Origin of the sequence: Leeuwenhoekiella parthenopeia, from assembly GCF_020782115.1 — a bacterium.
GTDB lineage: Bacteria > Bacteroidota > Bacteroidia > Flavobacteriales > Flavobacteriaceae > Leeuwenhoekiella > Leeuwenhoekiella parthenopeia.
Genome location: NZ_JAJGMW010000013.1, coordinates 14821 through 36290, shown reverse-complemented (window position 1 = coordinate 36290; position 21470 = coordinate 14821). Strand labels below are relative to the sequence as shown.

Genomic DNA, 21470 nt, shown 5'->3' with positions numbered 1-21470 from the left:
CCCCTTCTTAAACTGAACCATCTGCTTATGGAAGCTTTGCCAAAAGGAAGTAAGAAACTCTTGAATGCCTGGGCCTTTTACGACTGGGCCAACTCGGTCTACAGCCTGGTAATTGCCTCAGCCATTTTTCCCATTTTTTATGGAGCTATTACCATCGTAAAAGACGCCGATGGCAACAAATTGAATGATACCGTCAATTTTTTAGGCAGGGATTTTAATAACGATACGCTCATCAGCTACGTCACTGCAGCTGCCTTTCTGATGGTTTCCTTTTTGAGTCCGTTGTTGAGCGGGATTGCAGATTATGTGGGGAATAAGAAGTTCTTTATGAAGTTTTTCTGTTACCTCGGGGCTGTTTCCTGTATTGGATTGTACTGGTTTAGTACCGATTTTTTGTGGTTCGGTTTGTTGTGTTATTTTCTGGCGTTGATTGGTTTTTGGGGAAGTCTCGTGTTTTACAATTCCTATTTACCCGATATCGCATTTCCAGATCAGCAGGATCGCATCAGCGCCAAAGGTTATTCACTGGGTTATATAGGCAGTGTGATTTTACTATGTGTGTGCCTCGCCATGATTTTGATGCACAAGACTTTTGGTTTTGAAAATGAAGATTTCCCAACCCGTTTTTCATTTGTACTTACCGGTTTGTGGTGGATAGGCTTTAGTCAATACACCTATTATTACCTTCCGAAAGGCAATAAAAAGGAAAAACTTACCAATGATGTGCTCTTTAATGGCTTTAAAGAATTGAAGAAAATCTGGAAAAAACTCAAATACGATAAGCCGATGCGCACTTATCTGACCGCCTTTTTTGTGTACAGTATGGCGGTGCAAACCATTATGCTCATCGCAACCTATTTTGGTATTGAAGAATTAGACTGGGGAGAAACAGACAGCACCACGGGGCTCATCGTGAGTATCCTGCTCATTCAGTTGGTTGCCGTTTTAGGTGCCTGGCTTACTTCAAAAGCTTCGGCGAAGTTTGGGAATATCCCTACGCTCATTGTGATCAATATGATATGGATCATCATTTGTATTTATGCCTACACCATCACGACACCGTTTCAGTTTTACATCACCGCAGCATTTGTAGGTCTGGTTATGGGCGGAATTCAATCTTTATCGCGCTCTACCTATTCTAAATTAATTCCGGAAGGGGAGAAAGACACGGCTTCGTATTTCAGCTTTTACGATGTTTCCGAAAAAATAGGCATAGTGATCGGGATGTCAACCTACGGTTTCATCGCGGAACAAACCAGCATTCGCTATGCGATTCTCTTTTTTATCGCCTTTTTTGCCGTGGGTGTAATTCTACTGTTTTTCGTTCCACGGAAGCGAATTATCGAACAGGCCTAAATAGCTTAAATTAAATTGGAGAAATAAAAGAGGCTGTCTAAAAAGTCTTAATAAACTGAGTTGTCAGGTTGAGCCTGTCTAAACCGATTTTGATAATCAGTAAGTTGAAAATATTTCGACAAGCTCAATATGACACGGTTTGCTTTTTAGACAGCCTTTTCAGTTGATTGATGAATAGTTGTTTTTAGTTGCTCACACTTCCGGAGCCAACCACATTAGAGTTTACGTTATCAGGATTTCCGGTATATCGAATATCGCCGCTTCCGGCAACACTGGCTTTTAAAGTTCCTCCGTCGCAATTGAGGACGATATCTCCCGAACCCGAAACACGTGCTGTGGCATCTTTACTTTTAAGATCTGAAGCATCCAGATCACCGCTTCCGGCTACTTCCAGTTCAACTTCCTGGGCACTTCCCTTAACCACTAAATCTCCCGATCCTGCGAGCGAAGCCTTTACATCCTGGGCATTCACTTCAAGCACCATATCCCCGCTTCCGGCCAGGGCACATCTGAAACTTTGTGCGTTAATGGCATCTTTGGTCATTACATCACCCGAGCCTGCAAGGCTTACCTTTTCGATGTCTTTGAAGGGTACAGTAATCACAATGCCTTTATTTCTTGAGGTTTTCAGGCTGTAACCGTCTTTGGTGTGAATTTTTAGTTTGTCGCCTTTAACTTCGGTAATGATGTATTCCTGAAGGTTTTCTTCAGCCTCTACCGTTACGGTGCCCTCTGAACCGGCTACCAAATACACGTCGAAACTGCCTGCGACATCAACCTCGTTATAATTGCCTACCTGGCGCTCACGGGTAACCTCATTGCCGTTACCTTCTACTTTGTTTCCTCCCCACCATTGCGCCTGCGTAAGGCCTGCGGTAAGTACTAAAGCTATAAATGCTACTTGTTTTTTCATGGTTTTTGATTGATTGCGTATTAATTTATTTTATAAAGCGAAACACCTCCGTATTCAGATGTTATGTTGACGTTGTTGTTGGCAGATTTTGAGCCATGATAACCTTCGTAATATTTGCTGAAGGATTCTACCTGTTTTCTTGAAAACTCCAGGTCACCCTCACCTTTAAGGCCTGCATAGCTCAGTTTTATGGTAAAGTTGAAGTTATACCCGCTGTTGTAACCCATCTTAACGCTGGCATAGTCTGTATTGATGCGAATATTGCCGGCTTTAGCAGTAACCTCGTCTATACGCACAGACCCGTAATCGAGATTGAGTGAAAGATTACCGATTACTTTACCGATCTCTACGCTCAAATAATCAGAACTGCCTTCAATATTGCCGGCGTTTCCGATGTCTATGCTTCCGTAATCGCAGTTGTACAGTAATTTGCTGATGTCATCAAAATTAGACTTGGTATAATCTGCATTCAGAACTACGTTTTGGGCTTTTTCCAAAGTAAAGCTGCTGTAGTCGGCACTGATCTTTCCACTTTTCATATAAGCGATTCGGGTATTGTTAGTATAGTCAAAGCGCAGTTCATTATTGTCTGCGAGCAATTCGCCCAAATCCATATGCCCGTAATCGCAGGAGATTTTGGCAACGCCTTTTAGTTTGTCTAGAGAAATACCGCCGTAATCGTTGCTGATGTCAATGGTGTTAGAAATAGGAACCCGTACTTTATAATTGATTTCCATTTTAACATTGTCGTTGCCATTGATCCAGCTGCTCCACCACGAACTGTTGCTTTCCTTGATTTTGGTACGTGCTGCAACCATACTGGCATCGGCTTCAAAGCTCACGTCGATTTCCTCGAGTTTTTTGATCACCTGTTCTTCGTCATTGCCATTGGTGCGTACAATAACTTCAATAGTGATGCGGTTTTGATCCCAGGCAATGAGATCAACATTGCCGTAGCTGTTGTTTATTTTCAACAGGGCGTCTGCTTTTACCTTATAGTCTTTGGTGATCTTTTTTTCTTTAGTATACCGCCCATTAAAACGATCGGGATCGTTAGTTGCGGTAGCCATCATCGGCATCAGCAGTAAAAACAGGATTAGTTTAGAGTAATGCATCTTCATAATTTTTTAGGGTGTTAAATTTTTTGATTGATTCAATTTTTTCGAGAACGGTATTCAACAAATCTATGCGCGCCTGAAAATTGGCGATCATAGCGTAGATCACCCGTTTGTCTTCTCCACTCATGCTGAGGTCGTCTGCCAGCTCCTGATAATCCTTTTCGAGGATTTCCAGTTGCTTTAGGGCATCGTCAACCAGTTTTTGAGTTTCGGGAGTACGTGCTTCATTGATGTTATACAGTTCTTCTTCGATGGTTTTTGTAAAAAAGTCTTTGGTTTTTGCCATTTCGGGCGAAACGGCTGCGAGATCGGTATGCTTTTCTGTAGCAGTACCCAGATACCCCATAAAAATCAGGAGGACCATGGCTGCGGCAGAGAGCAAGGGCTTCCACCAATCTAAAGTTTTCTTCTTTTTAGGTTCCTGCTTTTGCAGTTTCTCCAAAAAGCGAAGCTGATGATCTTCGGCGGGCTCAGCGATATCAAAACAATCACGCTGTTCTTTAAACCAGTCTTCTAAATTTGTTTTCATAGTGTTTTTCTTTAAGCAAAGCTTTCGCTCAATTTTTTACGTAAACTTTCTTTCGCCCGGGAAACTGTGGTTCTGCAATTGGCATAACTTATTCCCAGTATTTCGCTCATTTCGTCATAATCATAGCCTTCAATAAGGTTTAAAGTGAGCGCGACCCTGTAGCTTTCTTTAAGCTCTTCCATAGTTTTAAGAACACGCTTAATTTCTAGACTATCTGCATCACACTCGGTGATTCCGTCTTCATCCTCCAGCTTGTAGAGGGTATCTTCCAGATCATCTTCTTTACGCCTTAGACGCTTGTTATAGCTGCTTATACTGTTGTTAACCACAATGCGTTTTAGCCAGCTGCCAAAGGTCGCATCGCCGCTGTAGCTGTCGAGCTTGGTAAATGCGCTGAGGAATGATTCCTGCATCACATCTTCGGCTTCGGCAGTGTCCTTGACAATGCGCAGGGCCGTATTGTACATAGCTTTATAATAGCGTTTGTACACTTCGAGCTGCGCTTTTTGATTGCCGTCTTTGCAAAGCGAAAGCAATAATTCTATTTCCTGGTTAGTTGTATTCAACGGGTTAGTGCTTCATTATAAAGATACGTGCATCACAACATTGTTACAGTTTTGACTTTTTTTTTCTGAAGACGCTGGCACAACAATTGAATTATAGATAGTGAAAAGAGCCCTAAACCCCTGTTATTCTTGATTTTTAGGGCCTTAACAGGAATTATAAAAAAAAGCACGAAACCACAATCTTTATTTTTTGTGACAAAGTGTCAAACTATGCTATGGCTAATACAAAATTTACAAATCTTGACAATCTGTCATTACAGGACTTTGAAGGCGATGCCGAATTAATCCCGCTAATGACCCCTGAAGATGAAGATGAGATAAACCGCGAGGAGCTACCCCAGACCCTGCCTATTTTACCCTTGCGCAATACAGTCCTTTTTCCCGGTGTGGTAATCCCCATCACCGCAGGGCGTGATATGTCTATTGATCTTATTAATGAATCCAATAAAGGTTCTAAAATCATTGGTGTTGTTTCGCAAAAGGATGAAAAAATCGAGAACCCCGGGGCTGATGATATCAATACAACGGGTGTGGTTGCTCGTATTTTGCGGGTCTTAAAAATGCCCGACGGAAACGTTACGGTCATCATTCAGGGTAAAAAGCGTTTTAATGTGGCAGAGGTAATTACCGAAAAGCCCTATCTCGTAGCAACCGTGCGTGAAGTGCCTGAGACGCGACCTGAACCGGATAGTGCCGAGTTTAAGGCGATTATAGACTCCATCAAAGACAAAGCACTGCAAATTATCAAGCAGTCGCCAAATATACCCAGCGAGGCCGGTTTTGCGATTAAGAATATTGAAAGCGATTCGTTTTTGATCAATTTCGTGAGTTCTAATATGAACCTTACGGTTGAGGAGAAGCAAAATCTTTTAGAGATCAACGACCTGCAGGAGCGTGCGCTGCAAACCTTGCGGCACATGAATACCGAAATGCAAAAACTGGAGCTGAAAAACGATATTCAGAGCCGGGTGCACAACGATATGAGCCAGCAACAGCGCGAATATTTCCTGCATCAACAGATGAAAACCATTCAGGAAGAACTGGGAGGGGTTTCTCAGGAAGACGAACTGGAGGAAATGCGTCAGCGCGCCAAAAAGAAAAAATGGGATGAGAAAGTAGGCAAGCATTTTGACAAGGAATTGTCTAAAATGCAGCGTATGAATCCGCAGGTGGCGGAGTACAGCATACAGCGCAATTACCTCGATCTGTTTCTGGATTTGCCTTGGAATAAATTCAGCAAGGACAAATTTGACCTGAAACGGGCTAAGCGCATTCTGGACCGCGATCATTATGGTCTTGATGACGTTAAAAAACGAATCATCGAATATCTGGCGGTACTGAAACTGCGTAACGATATGAAGTCGCCTATTCTTTGTCTGTATGGACCTCCCGGTGTGGGTAAAACTTCGTTAGGTAAATCAGTTGCCGAAGCTCTGGGACGCGAATACGTGCGTATGAGTTTAGGTGGTTTACGCGATGAAGCAGAGATACGCGGGCACCGTAAAACCTATATCGGTGCGATGCCGGGTAGAATTCTTCAGAATTTGAAGAAGGCCGGTACCAGCAACCCGGTATTTGTGTTGGATGAGATTGATAAATTGAGCAACAGCAATCAGGGAGATCCTTCTTCCGCTTTGCTTGAAGTTTTAGATCCCGAGCAAAACGCCGATTTTCACGATAACTTCCTGGAGTTAGGTTTTGACCTTTCAAAAGTGATGTTTATCGCGACTGCAAACAATCTGGGGAACATTCAGCCTGCGTTGCGCGACCGAATGGAAATCATTAATGTGACCGGTTATACCATCGAGGAGAAGGTCGAAATTGGTAAACGTCATCTGCTTCCGAAGCAATTAAAGGAGCACGGTGTAAAACCCGAACAGCTTAAAATCGCCAAGCCTCAACTCGAAAAAATCGTGGAAGGCTACACGCGCGAGTCGGGTGTGCGGGGTCTGGAAAAACAAATCGCTAAAATGGTGCGCTATGCGGCCAAAAATATCGCGATGGAGGAGGAATATAAAGTCAAGGTCGATACCGAAACGGTTATTGATGTGCTGGGATCTCCTAAACTGGAGCGCAATAAATACGAAAACAACGAGGTTGCCGGTGTGGTAACCGGTTTGGCCTGGACGCAGGTAGGTGGCGATATCCTTTTTATAGAATCGATACTTTCTAAAGGAAAAGGAAATCTTACCGTTACCGGAAACCTGGGTAAAGTGATGAAAGAAAGTGCTACCCTGGCGATGGAGTACATTAAGTCTAATGCCGATGCCCTCGAACTAAATCCAGGGGTATTTGAAAATTACAACGTACACATTCACGTGCCGGAAGGGGCAACGCCTAAAGACGGACCGAGTGCAGGTATCACTATGCTAACCTCTTTAGTATCTTTATTTACCCAGCGTAAAGTGAAGAAAAATATCGCGATGACCGGTGAGATTACCCTGCGGGGTAAAGTGCTTCCGGTAGGTGGAATCAAAGAAAAGATTCTGGCTGCAAAACGGGCGCACATCAAGGAAATCATTATGTGTGCCGAAAACGAGCGCGACATTAAAGAGATTAATGAGGAGTACCTAAAAGGACTTACCTTTCATTATGTAAATGATATGAGCGAAGTTCTTGAACTGGCACTTACTAAAGAACAGGTAAAAAACGCCAAGATTCTGTAATACTCAAAACGAGTTATAAAACCCGCATTCTTTGGGATGCGGGTTTTTTTGTGCTCTGAAAATAAAGTATCATTGTAAACCGTTTAACCGGGAAGCCATCCCATTACTATGCTGAGAACGCTTACACTTCTTGTGTTTCTTGTATGTTGTGCCAAAAGTTTACAGGCGCAGTTGGGAGGGCGCGATACCTATCAGTTTTTAAATCTGGTTTCCTCACCCAAGCAGGCTGCACTGGGAGGTAAATTACTTACCGATTACAGCTACGACCCCGCGCTTGCGCTTTTTAATCCGGCGGTGATTAATGCGGAAATGGACAATCAATTTGCTATTAATTATGTGAATTACCTGGCAGATGTGAATTACGGTACGGCGAGTTATGCTTATCTAATCGACAGACGCAGGCAGGTTATACAGGCCGGGGTTACCTATATCAACTACGGAAACTTTGCGGGATACGACGAGCAGGGTAACGAAACCGGAGATTTTAGCGGGGGAGAAGTGGCGTTTTCGGTGGGTTACGCGTACAACATTCCGCGAACCGATTTTTTTGTGGGCGCAAACCTGAAACTGATCTCTTCAAAACTGGAACAGTACACTTCACTTGGAGGTGCGGTTGACCTGGGATTTATTTATGTAAACGAAAACCTTCGGCTTAATGTAGCCGGGGTCGTGCGCAATTTGGGCACCCAGTTTACGCCTTATGATGTGACGCGCGAATCCTTACCGCTTGAAGTAGATTTGGGCATTTCCCAGAAATTAGAACATGTACCGCTTCAATGGCATTTCACTTTAGAAAACGTTCAAAACTGGAACCTGGCTTTTGAAAATCTGGCGAGGGCAACCAGCGATTTAAATGGAAACACCACTCCGGAGAAGATCAATTTTTTTGATGAAGCGCTTCGGCATATGATTTTTGGAGCGGAATTATTTCCGGATAAGGGGTTCAACATCAGACTGGGTTACAGCGTACGGAGAGGCGAAGAATTGCGTATTGCAGACCAGCGTAGTTTTGCGGGTTTGAGTGCCGGTTTTTCTGTGAAGTTTAATAAATTGCGGCTTAGCTACAGCTATGCCCGCTACAACAGCGCGGCGAGTTCGGGATTTTTCGGCTTAAATCTCGATTTACAGTAAGCTAGAATTTTTAAAAAAATCAGACTTCTTGAAAAAAATAACCATTGCTATAGACGGGTATTCTTCCACAGGTAAAAGCACCGTGGCAAAAATGCTGGCCAAAGAACTGAACTACATTTATGTGGATACCGGTGCGATGTACCGCGCAGTCACTTTGTATGCAATGCGCAAATTATTTATTAGAGAAGGTTATTTTGACAAGGAAGCGCTCGTACGTCATCTCTTTATGGTTAATGTCAAGTTTGCCTTGAATGCCGATACAGGTTTAGGTGAAGTATTGCTGAACAGCGAAAATGTGGAGCGCGAGATACGCACCTTAGAAGTTTCAAACTTTGTAAGTCAGGTTGCGGCAGTGCCCGAAGTACGTAAACTTCTGGTTATGCAGCAGCACGAGATGGGGAAAGATAAAGGTATTGTTATGGATGGCCGCGATATAGGTACCGTGGTTTTTCCAGATGCCGAACTCAAGGTCTTTATGACGGCTACGGCCGAAGAGCGGGCACGAAGACGCTTTGAAGAACTTCAGCAAAAAGGTGAAAACGTGACGTATGAGGCTGTGCTCGAAAATGTACAAAAGCGCGATGAGCTTGATACCACCCGTAAAGATTCCCCACTGAAACAGGCAGAAGACGCGATCCTGCTTGATAATACCCATACCAATATTGAAGATCAGTTTCATATTTTACTGCAACTCGCAAAAGACCGTATTTACGGCAGGTGCTAATCTGGCGCTTTAGTTTTTCTGATCTCTAAATATGAAAGCCACTCAGCTTAGCAAATCGCTGCTTTACCTTATGGCCGTTGGTGCCGGTCTGGTGGTGGCTAACAATTACTACAATCAGCCGCTGCTTAATCTTATGGCTCAAACCTTTCAGGTTACTGAAGCTCAGGTAAGCAAGATCCCGCTTGCCACACAGTTGGGTTATGCTTTTGGATTGCTCTTCATCATTCCGCTGGGCGATAAATTTTCGAGACGAAAAATCATCCTGTTTGATTTTATTGCCATCGTTGCGGCCCTTATTTGTACCGCACTGGCTCCCAGCCTGTGGATGCTTACCATTTCCAGTTTTTGTGTGGGTTTTGCTTCTGTGGTCCCACAGCTGTTTGTTCCTATGGCAGCACAACTCGCGAGTGAAGAAAACCGGGGTAAAGCGATTGGGATTGTGATGAGCGGTCTGCTCATAGGTATCTTGGGTAGCCGTTTTATAAGCGGAATGATTGGCGACTATTTTGGCTGGCGTTTTATGTACTATCTGGCGGCAGGCTTTATGATTGTGTACGCAGTCATTCTATATTTTAAATTACCTGATGTTGCGACGGATTTTAAAGGCAGCTATGCCCAGCTGATGCGCTCGTTGATCGATATTGTAAAGACGAAGCCCGAGGTGCGCATTGCTGCCTTGCGCGGAGGTTTTGGTTTTGCAGGTTTCAGTGCGTTCTGGACCACACTTGTTTTTCTGATGGAACAAAATTTCGGTTATGGCAGCGGTGCTGCGGGATTGTTTGGGGTTTTGGGAATCATAGGTGCTTTAGGTGCCACGCTTTCAGGTAAACTCAACGACAGCTACGATTCCAAAAAACTTATTTATGCTTTTACCGGTATCCTGATCCTTTCGTGGATTGTTTTTGAATTTTCGGCCCATTCCATTATCGGGTTGGTGGTAGGTGTTTTGCTGGTTGATTTTGGATTACAAAGTCTGCACGTAACCAATCAAAATATCATTTTCACTAAAAATCCCGATGCGCGTAACCGGGTTAATACCATCTATATGGTAGGCTACTTTATAGGAGGGGCGTTAGGTACGGTCGCAGGGGCCTATGCCTGGCAACATTTTAAATGGCAGGGTGTAGCAACCACCGGACTTGTCTTTTCGGTTTTAATTCTCGTTTTTCAGGCATTATCAAGCCGTACAGGTACTAAGTGAGGGTCATTTTAAAGTATAAGTGGGAGTTTTAGGGTCTTAAGATTAGAGGTTTTCACAAAATTCACTTAAAAAAAGGCTAAAATATACTTGTACAATCTTTCGTATACTAATTTTGGTGTGTTGGGTATTGAGCTGGAGTACAGCTGCTGGGCATTTTTTTACAAGACCAATTTAAAACGATGCGATGATCAAGACTATTTGATTATAAAAGCCTAATGATTTGTGTAGAGCTTCCTGAAAAGGGAGCTCTTTTTTTATGCCTATCCTAAATTAAGTATAAGATGTACTTAAGGCTTTCCCAATTGAACCCCTTAATCAGGACCTCTTTTTTAACTTTAACTAAAATCAAGGGAGAAACTTTAGTAATCCCTCAATTTAAAGCTAAAAAAGAAAATTATGAGTACAGCAACTGCCGAAAAACCAATCGCTAAGCCAAGCGCTTCAGACGATTCCGTATTAAAAACGATAAATCCTGCAACAGGAAAAGAACTTAAACGCTATAAATTAATGACCGATGATGAGGCCAAAGCAGCCGTAGCAGCTTCACACAAAGCCTTTCTGAATTGGAAAAACGAATCTTTAGAGACTCGTGCAAAACATATTAAAAACATCGGGAAAAGTCTTGCCAATCGTAAAGATGAACTCGTTAAACTGATGACCGCTGAGATGGGGAAAATGCTTAGTCAGGGGGAGCAGGAAGTTGATCTGTGTGTAGGTATTTGTGATTACACTGCAGAAAACGGTCCTAAAGAATTACAGGATATCGAGCGTACTTTACCAGATGGTGGCAAAGGTCAAATCAGTTATGCTCCTTTAGGTGTGATCTATGGTATTCAACCATGGAATTTCCCAACCTATCAGGTAATGCGTTATACTATTGCTAATCTGATGGCCGGAAACAGCATACTATTAAAACACGCTGAAAATGTAACCGGTTCTGCGCTTTTAATAGCTGAAATTTTGGAAGAAGCCGGATTGCCAGAGAACTTATTTACCGTGTTGCGTATTTCGCACGAGCAGTCTGATGCAATCATTGAAAATGATCTGGTACGCGGTGTTACCTTAACAGGTAGCGGCGATGCCGGAAGAATTATTGGTGAGAAAGCCGGGAAAGCACTTAAGAAAACCGTTCTGGAATTGGGTTCAAATGATGCCTATTTGGTTCTTGAAGATGCCGATGTTGACCTTGCGGTAGAATGGAGTATCAAAGGTAGAACTTATAATAACGGAGAAACCTGTGTAGCTGCCAAACGATTTGTGGTTACTGAAAAAGTGTATGACGAATTCAAGAAAAAATTTGTTGCCGGAATGAGCGCCCTAAAAGCAGGTGATCCTACCGATGATTCAAACGACATGGGCCCTATGGCGCGTAAAGATTTGCGTGAACAATTGCACGATCAGGTAAAAGAAAGCGTTAAAAATGGAGCGGAAATTCTCTGTGGAGGCGAGCTGCCTGAAGGAGCCGGTTATTATTATCCAGCAACCATTCTGGGTAATGTAAAACCCGGACAGCCGGCTTACGATGATGAGCTTTTTGGTCCCGTGGCTTCTTTAATCAAGGCTAAAGATGATGAAGATGCGATGCGCATTGCTAACGACAGTCGTTTTGGACTTGGTGGCGGAATTTTCTCCAAAGATGAGGATAAAGCATTTGAGCTGGCCAAAAAGCATTTTGATACCGGAATGGTATTCATAAACAGCTTTGGTTTAGCGCAGCCTAACATGCCATTCGGTGGCGTTAAAGATTCCGGTTACGGGCGTGAACACGGAGGCTTCGGTCTTAAAGAATTTGTAAATGAAAAAGCAATCATGAGACTGAATTCCTAAGTTTTAGGAAATGATAAAGTTGAAAGAAGCCTGCTCCACGAGCGGGCTTTTTTAGTTGAGGTATTTTGCGAAATGATATTTTGAACGATTTGGTACTTAGGTTACCTGATCTAAAATCCAATGCGTATAAAACCGAAGCACTTCGTGTTTGTTCAGTTCGTTGTGCGTCTCGTGTTTTAGACCGGGCCAGGATTTGAACTGTATTTGTGCTTTATGCTTTTCAGCCAGTTTTGCCGAGGCGTCGTGCTGTGTGATCTCGTCGGCGGTTCCGTGTGCCAGTAAAATAGGCGTTCTAAAGTCAAATTCTTTATGCATCAAATGCGTGCCGTTATCACTTAAGTCAAAATACAGGCGTAAAGAAGCCTTATGATGTACCAGTGCGTCTGCTTCGTAAGTTTTGCCTATTTCTAAATCCCGAGACAGATCTTTTGGATCGAGCTTAGTTTCCTTTACCGGATTTAGGCCAAAATTTAATGCGATTCTGCCTAAAACAATTGTTGCAGCATTCGGATTTTTAACCAGTCTCAGCCAGGGAGAAGTGATAAGCGCTCCTGTAGGAGGAATGGAAGTAAGCAATAAATACCTGAGTACAATGCCACCACCCATACTGTGACCGTATAGAAAGACCGGGGTGTCGGGGTTTTCATCGAGGGCTTTTTCATATATATAATCTACCGCGAGTATAAAATCCTGAAAAGAGCGAATCACTCCCCGTTTTCCGGAAGATTTGCCGTGACCAGGTAAATCTATAGCATAACAACTGATGCCGTATTGGTTTAAAAACTCAGCAACGTGGGTGTACCTTCCCAAATGCTCCCCAAAACCGTGAATAATGCACACCACAGCCTTTTGCCGGGCAGCTTTCCAGCTGCGTCCAAACAGTTTGTAATGAGGGATTTCGCCTGTAAAATGAGTGCTGTTTGCTTCCTGCGACATATTTTTGAATAGATGAATAGAAAATAAGAAAACTTTACGTAATTTTGCACTCCTTTTGACAATGTAAGAGAGCACAAAAGGCGCTGTTTTGGTTTTAAGACCTTAATAGTTTGAAAAACAGATATTTTAAACCTCTTTTATGGTTTGGTTTTGTTAAGCTTTCGCCAGAACATAAAATACAAATTATTAATCAGCAATGGCTGAAGAAAACAAAAAACCGGAAGTTCAGGAAGAAGTTGAACTTAAAACCAACGTTGCAGCTGCAGAAGAGCTTGCTACTCCAGATTCTATTGAGGAGCCAAAAGGTTACGCAAGTCCTGCACAGGCAAATCCTGAAAAATTCCTAAAAGAATTCAACTGGCACAACTACGAAGAAGGAATTGATCCTATCGATGAAGACAAGCTTGATGAGTTTGAGAAATTAGTTGCTGAAAACTTCGTAGACACGCTAGACGATGAAGTAGTTGAAGGTACTGTAATCAACATCACAGACCGTGATGCTATTATAGATATCAATGCGAAGTCTGAAGGGGTTATTTCATTAAATGAATTCCGTTACAATCCTGATCTTAAAGTAGGAGATAAGGTAGAAGTATTAATCGACGTGCGTGAAGACGCTACAGGTCAGTTGATTCTTTCTCACCGTAAAGCTCGTGTAATTAAGGCTTGGGATCGCGTAAACAAAGCTCACGAAGATGGTACTATCGTTACCGGTTTTGTTAAGGCACGTACTAAAGGAGGTATGATCGTTGACGTATTTGGAATCGAGGCGTTCTTGCCAGGTTCACAAATCGACGTGAAGCCTATCCGTGATTACGATGCGTATGTAAACAAAACTATGGAATTCAAAGTGGTTAAAATCAACCAGGAATTCAAGAACGTAGTAGTTTCTCACAAAGCGCTTATCGAAGCAGATATCGAAGAGCAGAAAAAAGAAATCATCGGGCAGCTTGAAAAAGGTCAGGTACTTGAAGGTACCGTTAAAAACATCACCTCTTACGGGGTATTTGTTGACCTTGGAGGTGTTGATGGATTGGTACACATTACAGATCTTTCCTGGTCTCGTATCAACCACCCGAATGAGATCGTTGATCTTGATCAAAAACTTAACGTGGTTATCCTTGATTTTGATGAGGATAAAACACGTATCCAACTTGGTCTTAAGCAGCTTAAGAAGCACCCATGGGATGCACTTAGCGAAAACTTAAGCGTTGGTGATAAAGTAAAAGGTAAAGTAGTAGTAATCGCAGATTACGGTGCTTTCGTTGAAGTAGAAGAAGGAGTTGAAGGTCTTATCCACGTTAGTGAAATGTCTTGGTCTACGCACTTGCGCAGCGCTCAGGATTTCGTAAACGTAGGTGATGAGGTAGAAGCTCAGATTCTTACTATGGATCGTGAAGATCGTAAAATGTCACTTGGTATCAAGCAATTAACGCAGGATCCCTGGACAGATATTACTTCTAAATATCCCGTAGGTTCACGTCATACCGGTATCGTTCGTAACTTCACCAACTTTGGTGTGTTTGTAGAACTTGAAGAAGGTATTGATGGTTTGATCTACATCTCAGACCTTAGCTGGACTAAGAAAGTGAAGCACCCATCAGAATTTACGAATATCGGCGATAAGCTGGAAGTAGTAGTTCTGGAGCTTGACGTAGAAGGTCGTAAGCTAAGCTTAGGTCACAAGCAAATCGAAGACAATCCTTGGGATAAATACGAGGAGGAATTTGCTGTGGGAACCAAGCACACCGGTACTATCGATGAGGTAGTAGACAAGGGAGCTGTAGTTAAATTCAACGAAGACATCGAGGCGTTTATCCCCGGTCGTCATATGGAGAAGGAAGACGGCAGCAAACTTTCTAAAGGTGAGGAAGTTGAATTCCAAATCATTGAGTTTAACAAAGACTTCAAGCGCGTTGTAGCTTCACACACTTCTTTATTCAAAGAAGAAGAGGCTAAAATCGTTAAGCAGGCTGCCAAAAAAGCGGCAGACTCAGCAGCAGCTAGTGCACCTACTTTAGGTGATGCTAACGATGCTCTTGCAGCATTGAAGAAGAAAATGGAAAAAGGCGGTAACTAAGCCCTATTCATTTTAGAATACTTAAAAACCCTTTAGCGTTTACGTTAAAGGGTTTTTTTATGGCGTTACTTTGCCAAAGGGCAAAGTCCGGGCCTGCCTGGCGGTAGGCAGGCTTTACGTTACAATTCCTCGTTGCCTGCACCGGAGTTCCGGCAACTGCGGGATTTTCACTCCAATCCCTAACGCTTGAGGGAAAGTGAAATTTGGAAAGTGAAAAGTAGAAAGTAGAAAGTAGAAGGTAGAAAGTAGAAAGTGGAAAGTAGAAAGTAGAAAGTAGAAAGTAGAAGGTAGAAGGTAGAAGGTAGAAAGTAGAAAGTCAACTTTTACGATTCCACGATTCCACGATTCCACGATTCCACGATTCAACAATTCCACGATTCAACAATTCAACAATTCAACGATTCCCCGATTCCCCGATTCCCCGATTCAACGATTCAACAATTCAACGATTCAGCGATTCAACGATTCAACAATTCAACAATTCAACAATTGAACGATTCCCGATATAAAAATCAGTTTTCAACCGGTATAGTAGTTTGGTCGGGCATAATTAATTAGTTTTGACCTGCTTCAAAATCCAGATTATTATGAACTATATCCTCTTTGACGGTCCTGTACGCAGACAGTTACTGCCTTTTACTTTTACCAGGCCGGTGGCCGATTTGCGCATTGGTATTCTGACTATTCGCGAAAAGTGGGAAAAGCATTTGGGCAATACCACGTCAACCGTAACCGAAGATTACCTTTCTGAAAAATACCCGATGGTGGAGTTTGAAGAAAATGTGATGATCAACGCAGCCTATCTGCCTACCGGAGTTCTCGTAGAACTTGTGCAAAATCTGGAGGCCAACCAGGCTCTTTTTGATGGGGAAGAAGTAGTTGCTTTTTATACGGTAGAAGGTCAGGAAGATATCGACTTTTCAGATTATGAGCAGATAGAACTTCCGGAAGAAGCGCTCTTTAAGATTGCCCACACCTGGGATTTGTTCAGCAAAAATCATGAAGCCATTCAGATGGACTTCGATTTGATAACGGAAGATCGCAAGTCAGCACCAATCCCTTCAAATGTGCAAACCCTTAATTCTGAAAATATATTTATCGAGCCAGGAGCAAAGCTTAATTTTTGCACTTTAAATGCTTCTGAAGGTCCTATTTACATCGGTAAAGATGCCGAAGTCATGGAAGGTGCCCTGATCCGTGGCCCTTTCGCCCTGTGCGAACATGCAACCGTAAAAATGGGAGCTAAAATTTATACGGGTACCACTATTGGGCCATACTGCAAGGTTGGCGGAGAGGTGACCAATTCGGTTTTGATGGCCTATTCCAATAAAGGTCACGATGGCTACTTAGGAAATTCAGTATTGGGCGAGTGGTGTAATATTGGTGCAGACTCCAACAACAGCAACCTTAAAAATAACTACGAGGAAGTGCGCTTATGGGATTATGAGACCGAAGGTTTCGCGAGGACCGGCCTGCAGTTTTGTGGCCTGATGATGGGCGATCACAGCAAATGCGGTATCAATACCATGTTTAATACCGGTACCGTAATCGGTGTAAGTGTCAATATTTTTGGGACCGGTTTTCCGCGTAATTTTGTGCCATCCTTCAGTTGGGGAGGAGCAGCAGGCTTTACAACCTATAAAACGGATAAGGCTTTTCAAACCGCAAAACTGGTGATGGAGCGCCGCAATATTCCTTTTGATGCTCAGGAAGCTGCGATATTGGAGCATGTTTTTGAGGAGACTTCTAAGTACAGGAGGTATTAAACCAGAGGCCTGCCCGAATCTATAAACAGCCACCAGATAATAACTCCCAGAATGAATAGCGCAATAGCGGTATAGCCAATTACTTTTCGTTGGTGTTGCCTGGCGTCCTCACGTATTTGATTTTTCAATTTGAGTTCTTCAGAGGTATTGAGTTTTTTAAAATCGACAAAAGGTTTATGCCCGGGCGTTTTGATGTCGAGCCCTTTGTTGTCAAAACGTGATTTACGCTCGCGCTTGTTGTTCTTAAGCGCAGCCAGCATTGCCGAAACCGAACCTCCAAATCCCATACCGGTAGTTTTGCTTATAGGTTATGCGAACCCGAGTTTTGTTACAGGATTGGGTGTTTTAATTACCCGTAAACTAAGGCTTTTTGTCTTTTCGAACCCGCTTCAATACCAAAAAATCTTGCGGATTGGCTTTTAAGCCGTGTACATCTTTATGCACAAATTTGATCACCTGATCATAGTATAGCGTGACAAAAGGAGCTTTAGCAATTAAAATAGAATCCATTTTTTGATACAGAACTTTGCGTTCTTCAAGCTCTGTAAGTTTAAAGCTGGCTTCGTAAAGACGGTCAAACGCATCATTTTTAAAATGTGTGTAATTGGGACCGTTTGGCGTAAAATTTTTGCTGTAATACAGCGAGAGGTAGTTTTCGGCATCGGGATAATCGGCGATCCAGCTTGCTCGGAAGGCATCGAGCTTTCCGGTAGATTTCAATTGGCGAAGCGTGGAAGGCGGCATCACATCAATATTGATGCTTAACCCCAGTTTGCCTATTTCCCGCTGAATGTACTCACAGATATCCATATACTGGCTGTTTGTTCCGATACTTATTACGGGATTTTGGTTTCCGGTCTGTTCTTTATAGGCTTCAATGAGTTTGCGGGCTTTAGCAGGGTTATATTCAAAACCTGAAGTCCCATAGCCGGGTAGTCCTTTAGGTATAAAACCTGCCTGTGCCGGTTCACCAATTCCATTACGCAGGTATTTGATCATTTTTACCCGGTCAAAACCGTAGTTTACTGCTTTCCGCAGCATCTCCGAACGTATTTCATCTTGCGGACTATCCAGAAAGAAACCCAGATATTCGGTATTTAAAAAGGGGCCGGTAATGGTTTTTACATCATCCCGGTATTTTTCCTTAAGCTTTCCGGTTGCGGTTAATAACTCATCTTTATAGGAAGGATCCAGGCTGTTGAGCATGTCGAGATTGCCCTGTGCAAACTGTAAAAATTCACTTTGTTTATCGGGTAAAAAGGTAATCGCTACTGCTTCGAGGTAGGGTAACTGTACCCCGTTTTCATCGGTTTCAAAATACAATTCGTTTTTGCGTAAAACCAGCTTAACGCCTTCTTCCCAGCGTTTAAATTTAAAAGGACCCGTGCCTACAGGGTGAGAACGAAATTCACTACCGTAATACGCTACAATTTCACGGGGCACAGCAGAACAGTAGCGCATCGTAAGCAAGCCCAGAAAGGCAGGAAACTGCTTGTTGAGTTGTATGCTGAATGTAGAATCATTAACGGCTTCATAGCCGGCTACATTGCTTAGCACCCAACTTCCGGGAGAAGCTACAGCCGGGTCTTTTAAGCGATCAAAACTGTAAACAAAGTCTGAAGCTACAAGCTTTCGGGTACTGTCGGGAGTTTTAAACTGCGGATGTTTGTGAAAAAAAACATCATCCCTTAGGGTGAATGTATAGCGTGTGGCAGAAGAGTCTACCGTCCAGCGTTTTGCCAGATCGGGCACAATATTCAGAGAATCATCCTGTTGTACCAGGCCGTTAAACAATTGGTTTGTTGGCCAGATTATAGGAGGATTACGGGCAAAGGCGGGGTCAAGAGTAGCGACATTATAATGCTCATTGTATCTGAAAACCTGAGATTCCCGGTTTTGCCCTTTGGGGTTGGAGCAGGAGTTCAGGAAAACGCTGAAGCACAGGCAGGCAACAAGTGAAGTCTGAAACAGGTATGAGTTTTTAATCGCAGTCACGTGTGTGATTTTAGAAATGAAGTGCTGGTGCTTTTGACTTATAGCATGATAAAAGTTAACTTTGCGCTTTTTGATTTTTTAATCTTCAGAATTACATAAGAATCCAACAAAAATAGGTATTTGTGAAGAAGAATGATAGGGCAGAGGCTTCTAAAAAAGTCGCATTTTATACACTTGGCTGTAAACTCAATTTTTCAGAGACCGCAACCATTTCGAGAAGTTTTAAACACGAAGGTTTTAAGCGGGTAGATTTTAGTGAACCTGCAGATGTTTATGTTATCAATACCTGTAGTGTGACTGAAAATGCAGACAATCGCTTTAAAACAATAGTAAAAAAGGCTCAAAACGTCAATCCTGATGCGTTCATCACGGCTGTGGGCTGTTATGCCCAGCTCAAGCCTGAGGAGCTTGCCGATGTAGATGGAGTGGATTTGGTTTTGGGTGCCACCGAAAAGTTTAAAATTACCGACTACCTGAATGATCTCACCAAAAATGACATGGGTGAGGTGCACAGTTGTGAGATTGAAGAGGCTAATTTTTATGTAGGTTCCTATTCGTTGGGTGGTCGCACCCGCGCATTCTTAAAAGTTCAGGATGGGTGTGATTACAAATGTACCTATTGCACCATTCCTATGGCCAGAGGTATTTCGAGGAGCGATACCCTTAATAACGTCTTGAAAAATGCCCGGGATATTGCTGACCGGGGGATAAAGGAGATTGTTCTTACAGGAGTAAATATAGGTGATTACGGTAAGGGAGAGTTTGGGAATAAGAAACATCAGCATACGTTTTTAGATCTGGTTAAAGCTCTAGATGATGTAAATGGTATAGAGCGTTTACGCATCTCAAGCATTGAGCCTAATCTCCTGAAAAATGATACCATTGAGGTTGTGGCAGATTCTGAGACTTTTGTTCCTCATTTTCATATACCTCTACAGAGTGGAAACAACGAGCTTTTGGGTAAAATGAGCCGGCGCTATAAGCGCGAACTGTACGCAGATCGTGTGGCTGAAATCAAACGCCTGATGCCCGATGCCTGTATAGGAGTGGATGTAATTGTTGGTTTTCCGGGTGAGACTGATGCGCACTTTTTGGATACCTATAATTTCCTAACGGAACTGGATATCTCGTATTTACACGTTTTTACCTATTCGGAACGCGACAATACCAAAGCAGCAATGATGCCGGGTGTGGTTTCTATGCGTAAGCGAAAAAAGCGCAGTAAAATGCTGCGAGGTCTTTCTGCCAAAAAGAGAAGAGCTTTTTATGAGTCTCAGTTGGGAACCCGGCGTACAGTTCTTTTTGAAGGAGAAAATAAAAAGGGCTACATACACGGTTTTACCGAAAACTACGTCAAGGTTAAGGCCCCGTGGGATCCCGGGTTGATAAACACGTTACACGATGTGGTGCTTACCGAAATTGATGAAGATGGTTTGGTGCGTTTTGAATATTGTGAGGAGTTGGTTGCGGTAACAGCATAAAAAAACCTGTCTTTTAAAACAGGTTGTAATTCATTTGTGAAGCAGTAAGTTGCTAGATATTTATACCTACCGGTAATAAATCTTTATACTTTCTGCGATTAGCTCGCATAAATTTGGCAATCTCAGGACTTGTGGGTACCAGTCTGATATTGCGATCTTCGACTTCTTTAAAAACAGCAACGATAAAATCGTTCATTTTGTCCTCTGTACCTTCGGGCATATGTAATTTGGTAAGAAAGATTTTACGATCCTGAAGGGAGTATTCAATTTTTGCCAATTTACCATCTATAGTGGTCTCAAATTGTCTTAGAAATTCGTTGTCTGTCAATTCAATCGCTGTCATTACATCCATATAAAATTTGATTTAAGAAAAAATAGTGCTTTCTGGAAGGTTTTGGCTAATACATTTGTATTCTTTTGGCAAGAATTTTAATGTATTTGTAAAGATACAAAAATTTTAAGGTTTTTTGGAGGGATGACTGTTAAAGCCTTAATTTTAAGTATTATGATACACGTCTATTTAGTGCCGGGAATGGCAGCAAATCCTAGTATTTTTGATCCTATAAAACTCCCTTCAGATCGGTTTAGCCTGCATCCCCTTGCCTGGAAAATTCCGCAACCCAATGAAAGTATGTCTTCCTATGCCAAACGAATGTTGGAGGAGGTGACGCATGAAAATCCGGTGTTGATAGGAGTAAGTTTTGGAGGGGTGGTGGTTCAGGAAATGGCTAAAAACGTAAACTATAAAAAGCTGATTATCATCAGCAGTGTAAAGACTAAAGCCGAACTGCCCCGAAGCATGCGCTTTTCAAAAGCTTTAGGTCTTTATCGCATCGCTCCTGTAGGATTGGTACGTCACGTAAATCTATTGTCGGAATATGCGGTTACCGAAACCCTGAAGCATAAGGCAGAATTGTACCAGAAGTATTTATCGATCACAGACCCGGTTTATTTGCATTGGGCTCTGGAGCATATGCTGTGTTGGGATCAGACCACCTATGCTAAAGATTTGATACATATTCACGGCACTGCAGATCCTGTTTTTCCGTTTAAGTACATCAAAGACTGTATCCCGGTTAAAGGTGGAACTCACGCGATGATCATAAGCCGTTGTAAGTGGTTTTCAAAAAATCTTCCCAAGCTTATTGGTGACTAGCTATGATTACTTATAGTCACTTTAA

At 42.6% G+C, this 21470-nt stretch carries 18 protein-coding genes; 10 read left to right on the top strand and 8 right to left on the bottom strand.

The window, feature by feature from the left end; all coding sequences use genetic code 11:
• Positions 1-27: 27 nt before the first annotated feature.
• The gene (locus LLW17_RS10910; protein ID WP_228230297.1) at positions 28-1356 is read left to right on the top strand and encodes an MFS transporter; all 1329 of its coding nucleotides are present in this window, start codon (positions 28-30) and stop codon (positions 1354-1356) included.
• A 184-nt stretch (positions 1357-1540) separates the two neighbouring features.
• On the opposite strand, the gene LLW17_RS10905 is transcribed toward LLW17_RS10910, so the two are convergent.
• Genes LLW17_RS10905 through LLW17_RS10890 form a run of 4 tightly spaced genes read right to left on the bottom strand, consistent with a single transcriptional unit; the run spans position 1541 to position 4482 of the window.
• Positions 1541-2269 carry a head GIN domain-containing protein gene (locus LLW17_RS10905; RefSeq protein ID WP_228230296.1) on the bottom strand — a complete coding sequence of 243 codons (729 nt, stop codon included), beginning with the start codon at positions 2267-2269 and terminating at the stop codon, positions 1541-1543.
• Positions 2270-2289: 20 nt separating this feature from the next.
• Complete coding sequence (locus tag LLW17_RS10900; protein ID WP_228230295.1) at positions 2290-3390, bottom strand: hypothetical protein; 1101 nt, start codon at positions 3388-3390, stop codon at positions 2290-2292.
• On the bottom strand, positions 3371-3916 hold the full coding sequence (locus LLW17_RS10895; RefSeq protein WP_228230294.1) for a DUF4179 domain-containing protein: 546 nt from the start codon (positions 3914-3916) through the stop codon (positions 3371-3373). Before LLW17_RS10895 ends, LLW17_RS10900 begins: the two co-directional genes overlap by 20 nt.
• A gap of 11 nt (positions 3917-3927) precedes the next feature.
• Positions 3928-4482 (bottom strand): RNA polymerase sigma factor, encoded by a 555-nt coding sequence (locus tag LLW17_RS10890; protein WP_228230293.1) that lies wholly within the window; start codon positions 4480-4482, stop codon positions 3928-3930.
• Between the two features lie 215 nt (positions 4483-4697).
• Between LLW17_RS10890 and lon the strand changes: the two genes are divergently transcribed.
• From lon to LLW17_RS10865, 5 genes are all read left to right on the top strand, one after another.
• Positions 4698-7148, top strand: a complete 2451-nt coding sequence (lon, locus tag LLW17_RS10885; RefSeq protein ID WP_228230292.1) for an endopeptidase La — start codon at positions 4698-4700, stop codon at positions 7146-7148.
• Between the two features lie 108 nt (positions 7149-7256).
• Positions 7257-8279 (top strand): type IX secretion system protein PorQ, encoded by a 1023-nt coding sequence (gene porQ, locus LLW17_RS10880; RefSeq protein WP_228230291.1) that lies wholly within the window; start codon positions 7257-7259, stop codon positions 8277-8279.
• Positions 8280-8307: 28 nt separating this feature from the next.
• Positions 8308-9003 (top strand): (d)CMP kinase, encoded by a 696-nt coding sequence (gene cmk, locus LLW17_RS10875; RefSeq protein WP_228230290.1) that lies wholly within the window; start codon positions 8308-8310, stop codon positions 9001-9003.
• A 31-nt stretch (positions 9004-9034) separates the two neighbouring features.
• On the top strand, positions 9035-10204 hold the full coding sequence (locus LLW17_RS10870; RefSeq protein WP_228230289.1) for an MFS transporter: 1170 nt from the start codon (positions 9035-9037) through the stop codon (positions 10202-10204).
• A gap of 396 nt (positions 10205-10600) precedes the next feature.
• Positions 10601-12031, top strand: coding sequence for an NAD-dependent succinate-semialdehyde dehydrogenase (locus LLW17_RS10865; protein WP_228230288.1), 1431 nt, complete (start codon positions 10601-10603; stop codon positions 12029-12031).
• 96 nt (positions 12032-12127) lie between these two features.
• Here the strand turns inward: LLW17_RS10865 and LLW17_RS10860 are convergent, their stop codons facing one another.
• A complete protein-coding gene (locus tag LLW17_RS10860) occupies positions 12128-12967 on the bottom strand; it encodes an alpha/beta hydrolase (protein WP_228230287.1) in 840 nt (279 codons plus the stop codon).
• A 196-nt stretch (positions 12968-13163) separates the two neighbouring features.
• Here LLW17_RS10860 and rpsA point away from each other — a divergent pair, with 196 nt between their 5' ends.
• Together rpsA and LLW17_RS10850 are read left to right on the top strand one after the other, a co-directional pair.
• The gene (rpsA, locus tag LLW17_RS10855) at positions 13164-15047 is read left to right on the top strand and encodes a 30S ribosomal protein S1 (RefSeq protein ID WP_228230286.1); all 1884 of its coding nucleotides are present in this window, start codon (positions 13164-13166) and stop codon (positions 15045-15047) included.
• Positions 15048-15634: 587 nt separating this feature from the next.
• On the top strand, positions 15635-16813 hold the full coding sequence (locus tag LLW17_RS10850; RefSeq protein ID WP_228230285.1) for a GlmU family protein: 1179 nt from the start codon (positions 15635-15637) through the stop codon (positions 16811-16813).
• Here the strand turns inward: LLW17_RS10850 and LLW17_RS10845 are convergent.
• Both LLW17_RS10845 and LLW17_RS10840 read right to left on the bottom strand, forming a co-directional pair.
• Entirely contained in the window at positions 16810-17100 is a 291-nt protein-coding gene (locus LLW17_RS10845; RefSeq protein WP_228230284.1) for a hypothetical protein, read from the bottom strand. The two genes, LLW17_RS10850 and LLW17_RS10845, sit on opposite strands and share 4 nt — an antisense overlap.
• 73 nt (positions 17101-17173) lie before the next feature.
• Entirely contained in the window at positions 17174-18808 is a 1635-nt protein-coding gene (locus tag LLW17_RS10840) for an ABC transporter substrate-binding protein (protein WP_434084778.1), read from the bottom strand.
• 122 nt (positions 18809-18930) lie between these two features.
• On the opposite strand from LLW17_RS10840, the gene mtaB reads away from it, so the two are divergent.
• The gene (gene mtaB, locus LLW17_RS10835) at positions 18931-20289 is read left to right on the top strand and encodes a tRNA (N(6)-L-threonylcarbamoyladenosine(37)-C(2))-methylthiotransferase MtaB (protein WP_228230283.1); all 1359 of its coding nucleotides are present in this window, start codon (positions 18931-18933) and stop codon (positions 20287-20289) included.
• A 52-nt stretch (positions 20290-20341) separates the two neighbouring features.
• Here mtaB and LLW17_RS10830 read toward each other — a convergent pair whose 3' ends face one another.
• Positions 20342-20641: a GNAT family N-acetyltransferase gene (locus LLW17_RS10830; RefSeq protein WP_099646696.1), complete on the bottom strand. Its 300-nt coding sequence runs from the start codon at positions 20639-20641 to the stop codon at positions 20342-20344.
• A 153-nt stretch (positions 20642-20794) separates the two neighbouring features.
• Here LLW17_RS10830 and LLW17_RS10825 point away from each other — a divergent pair, with 153 nt between their 5' ends.
• Positions 20795-21445 carry an alpha/beta fold hydrolase gene (locus LLW17_RS10825; protein ID WP_228230282.1) on the top strand — a complete coding sequence of 217 codons (651 nt, stop codon included), beginning with the start codon at positions 20795-20797 and terminating at the stop codon, positions 21443-21445.
• The last annotated feature ends 25 nt before the right edge of the window (positions 21446-21470 follow it).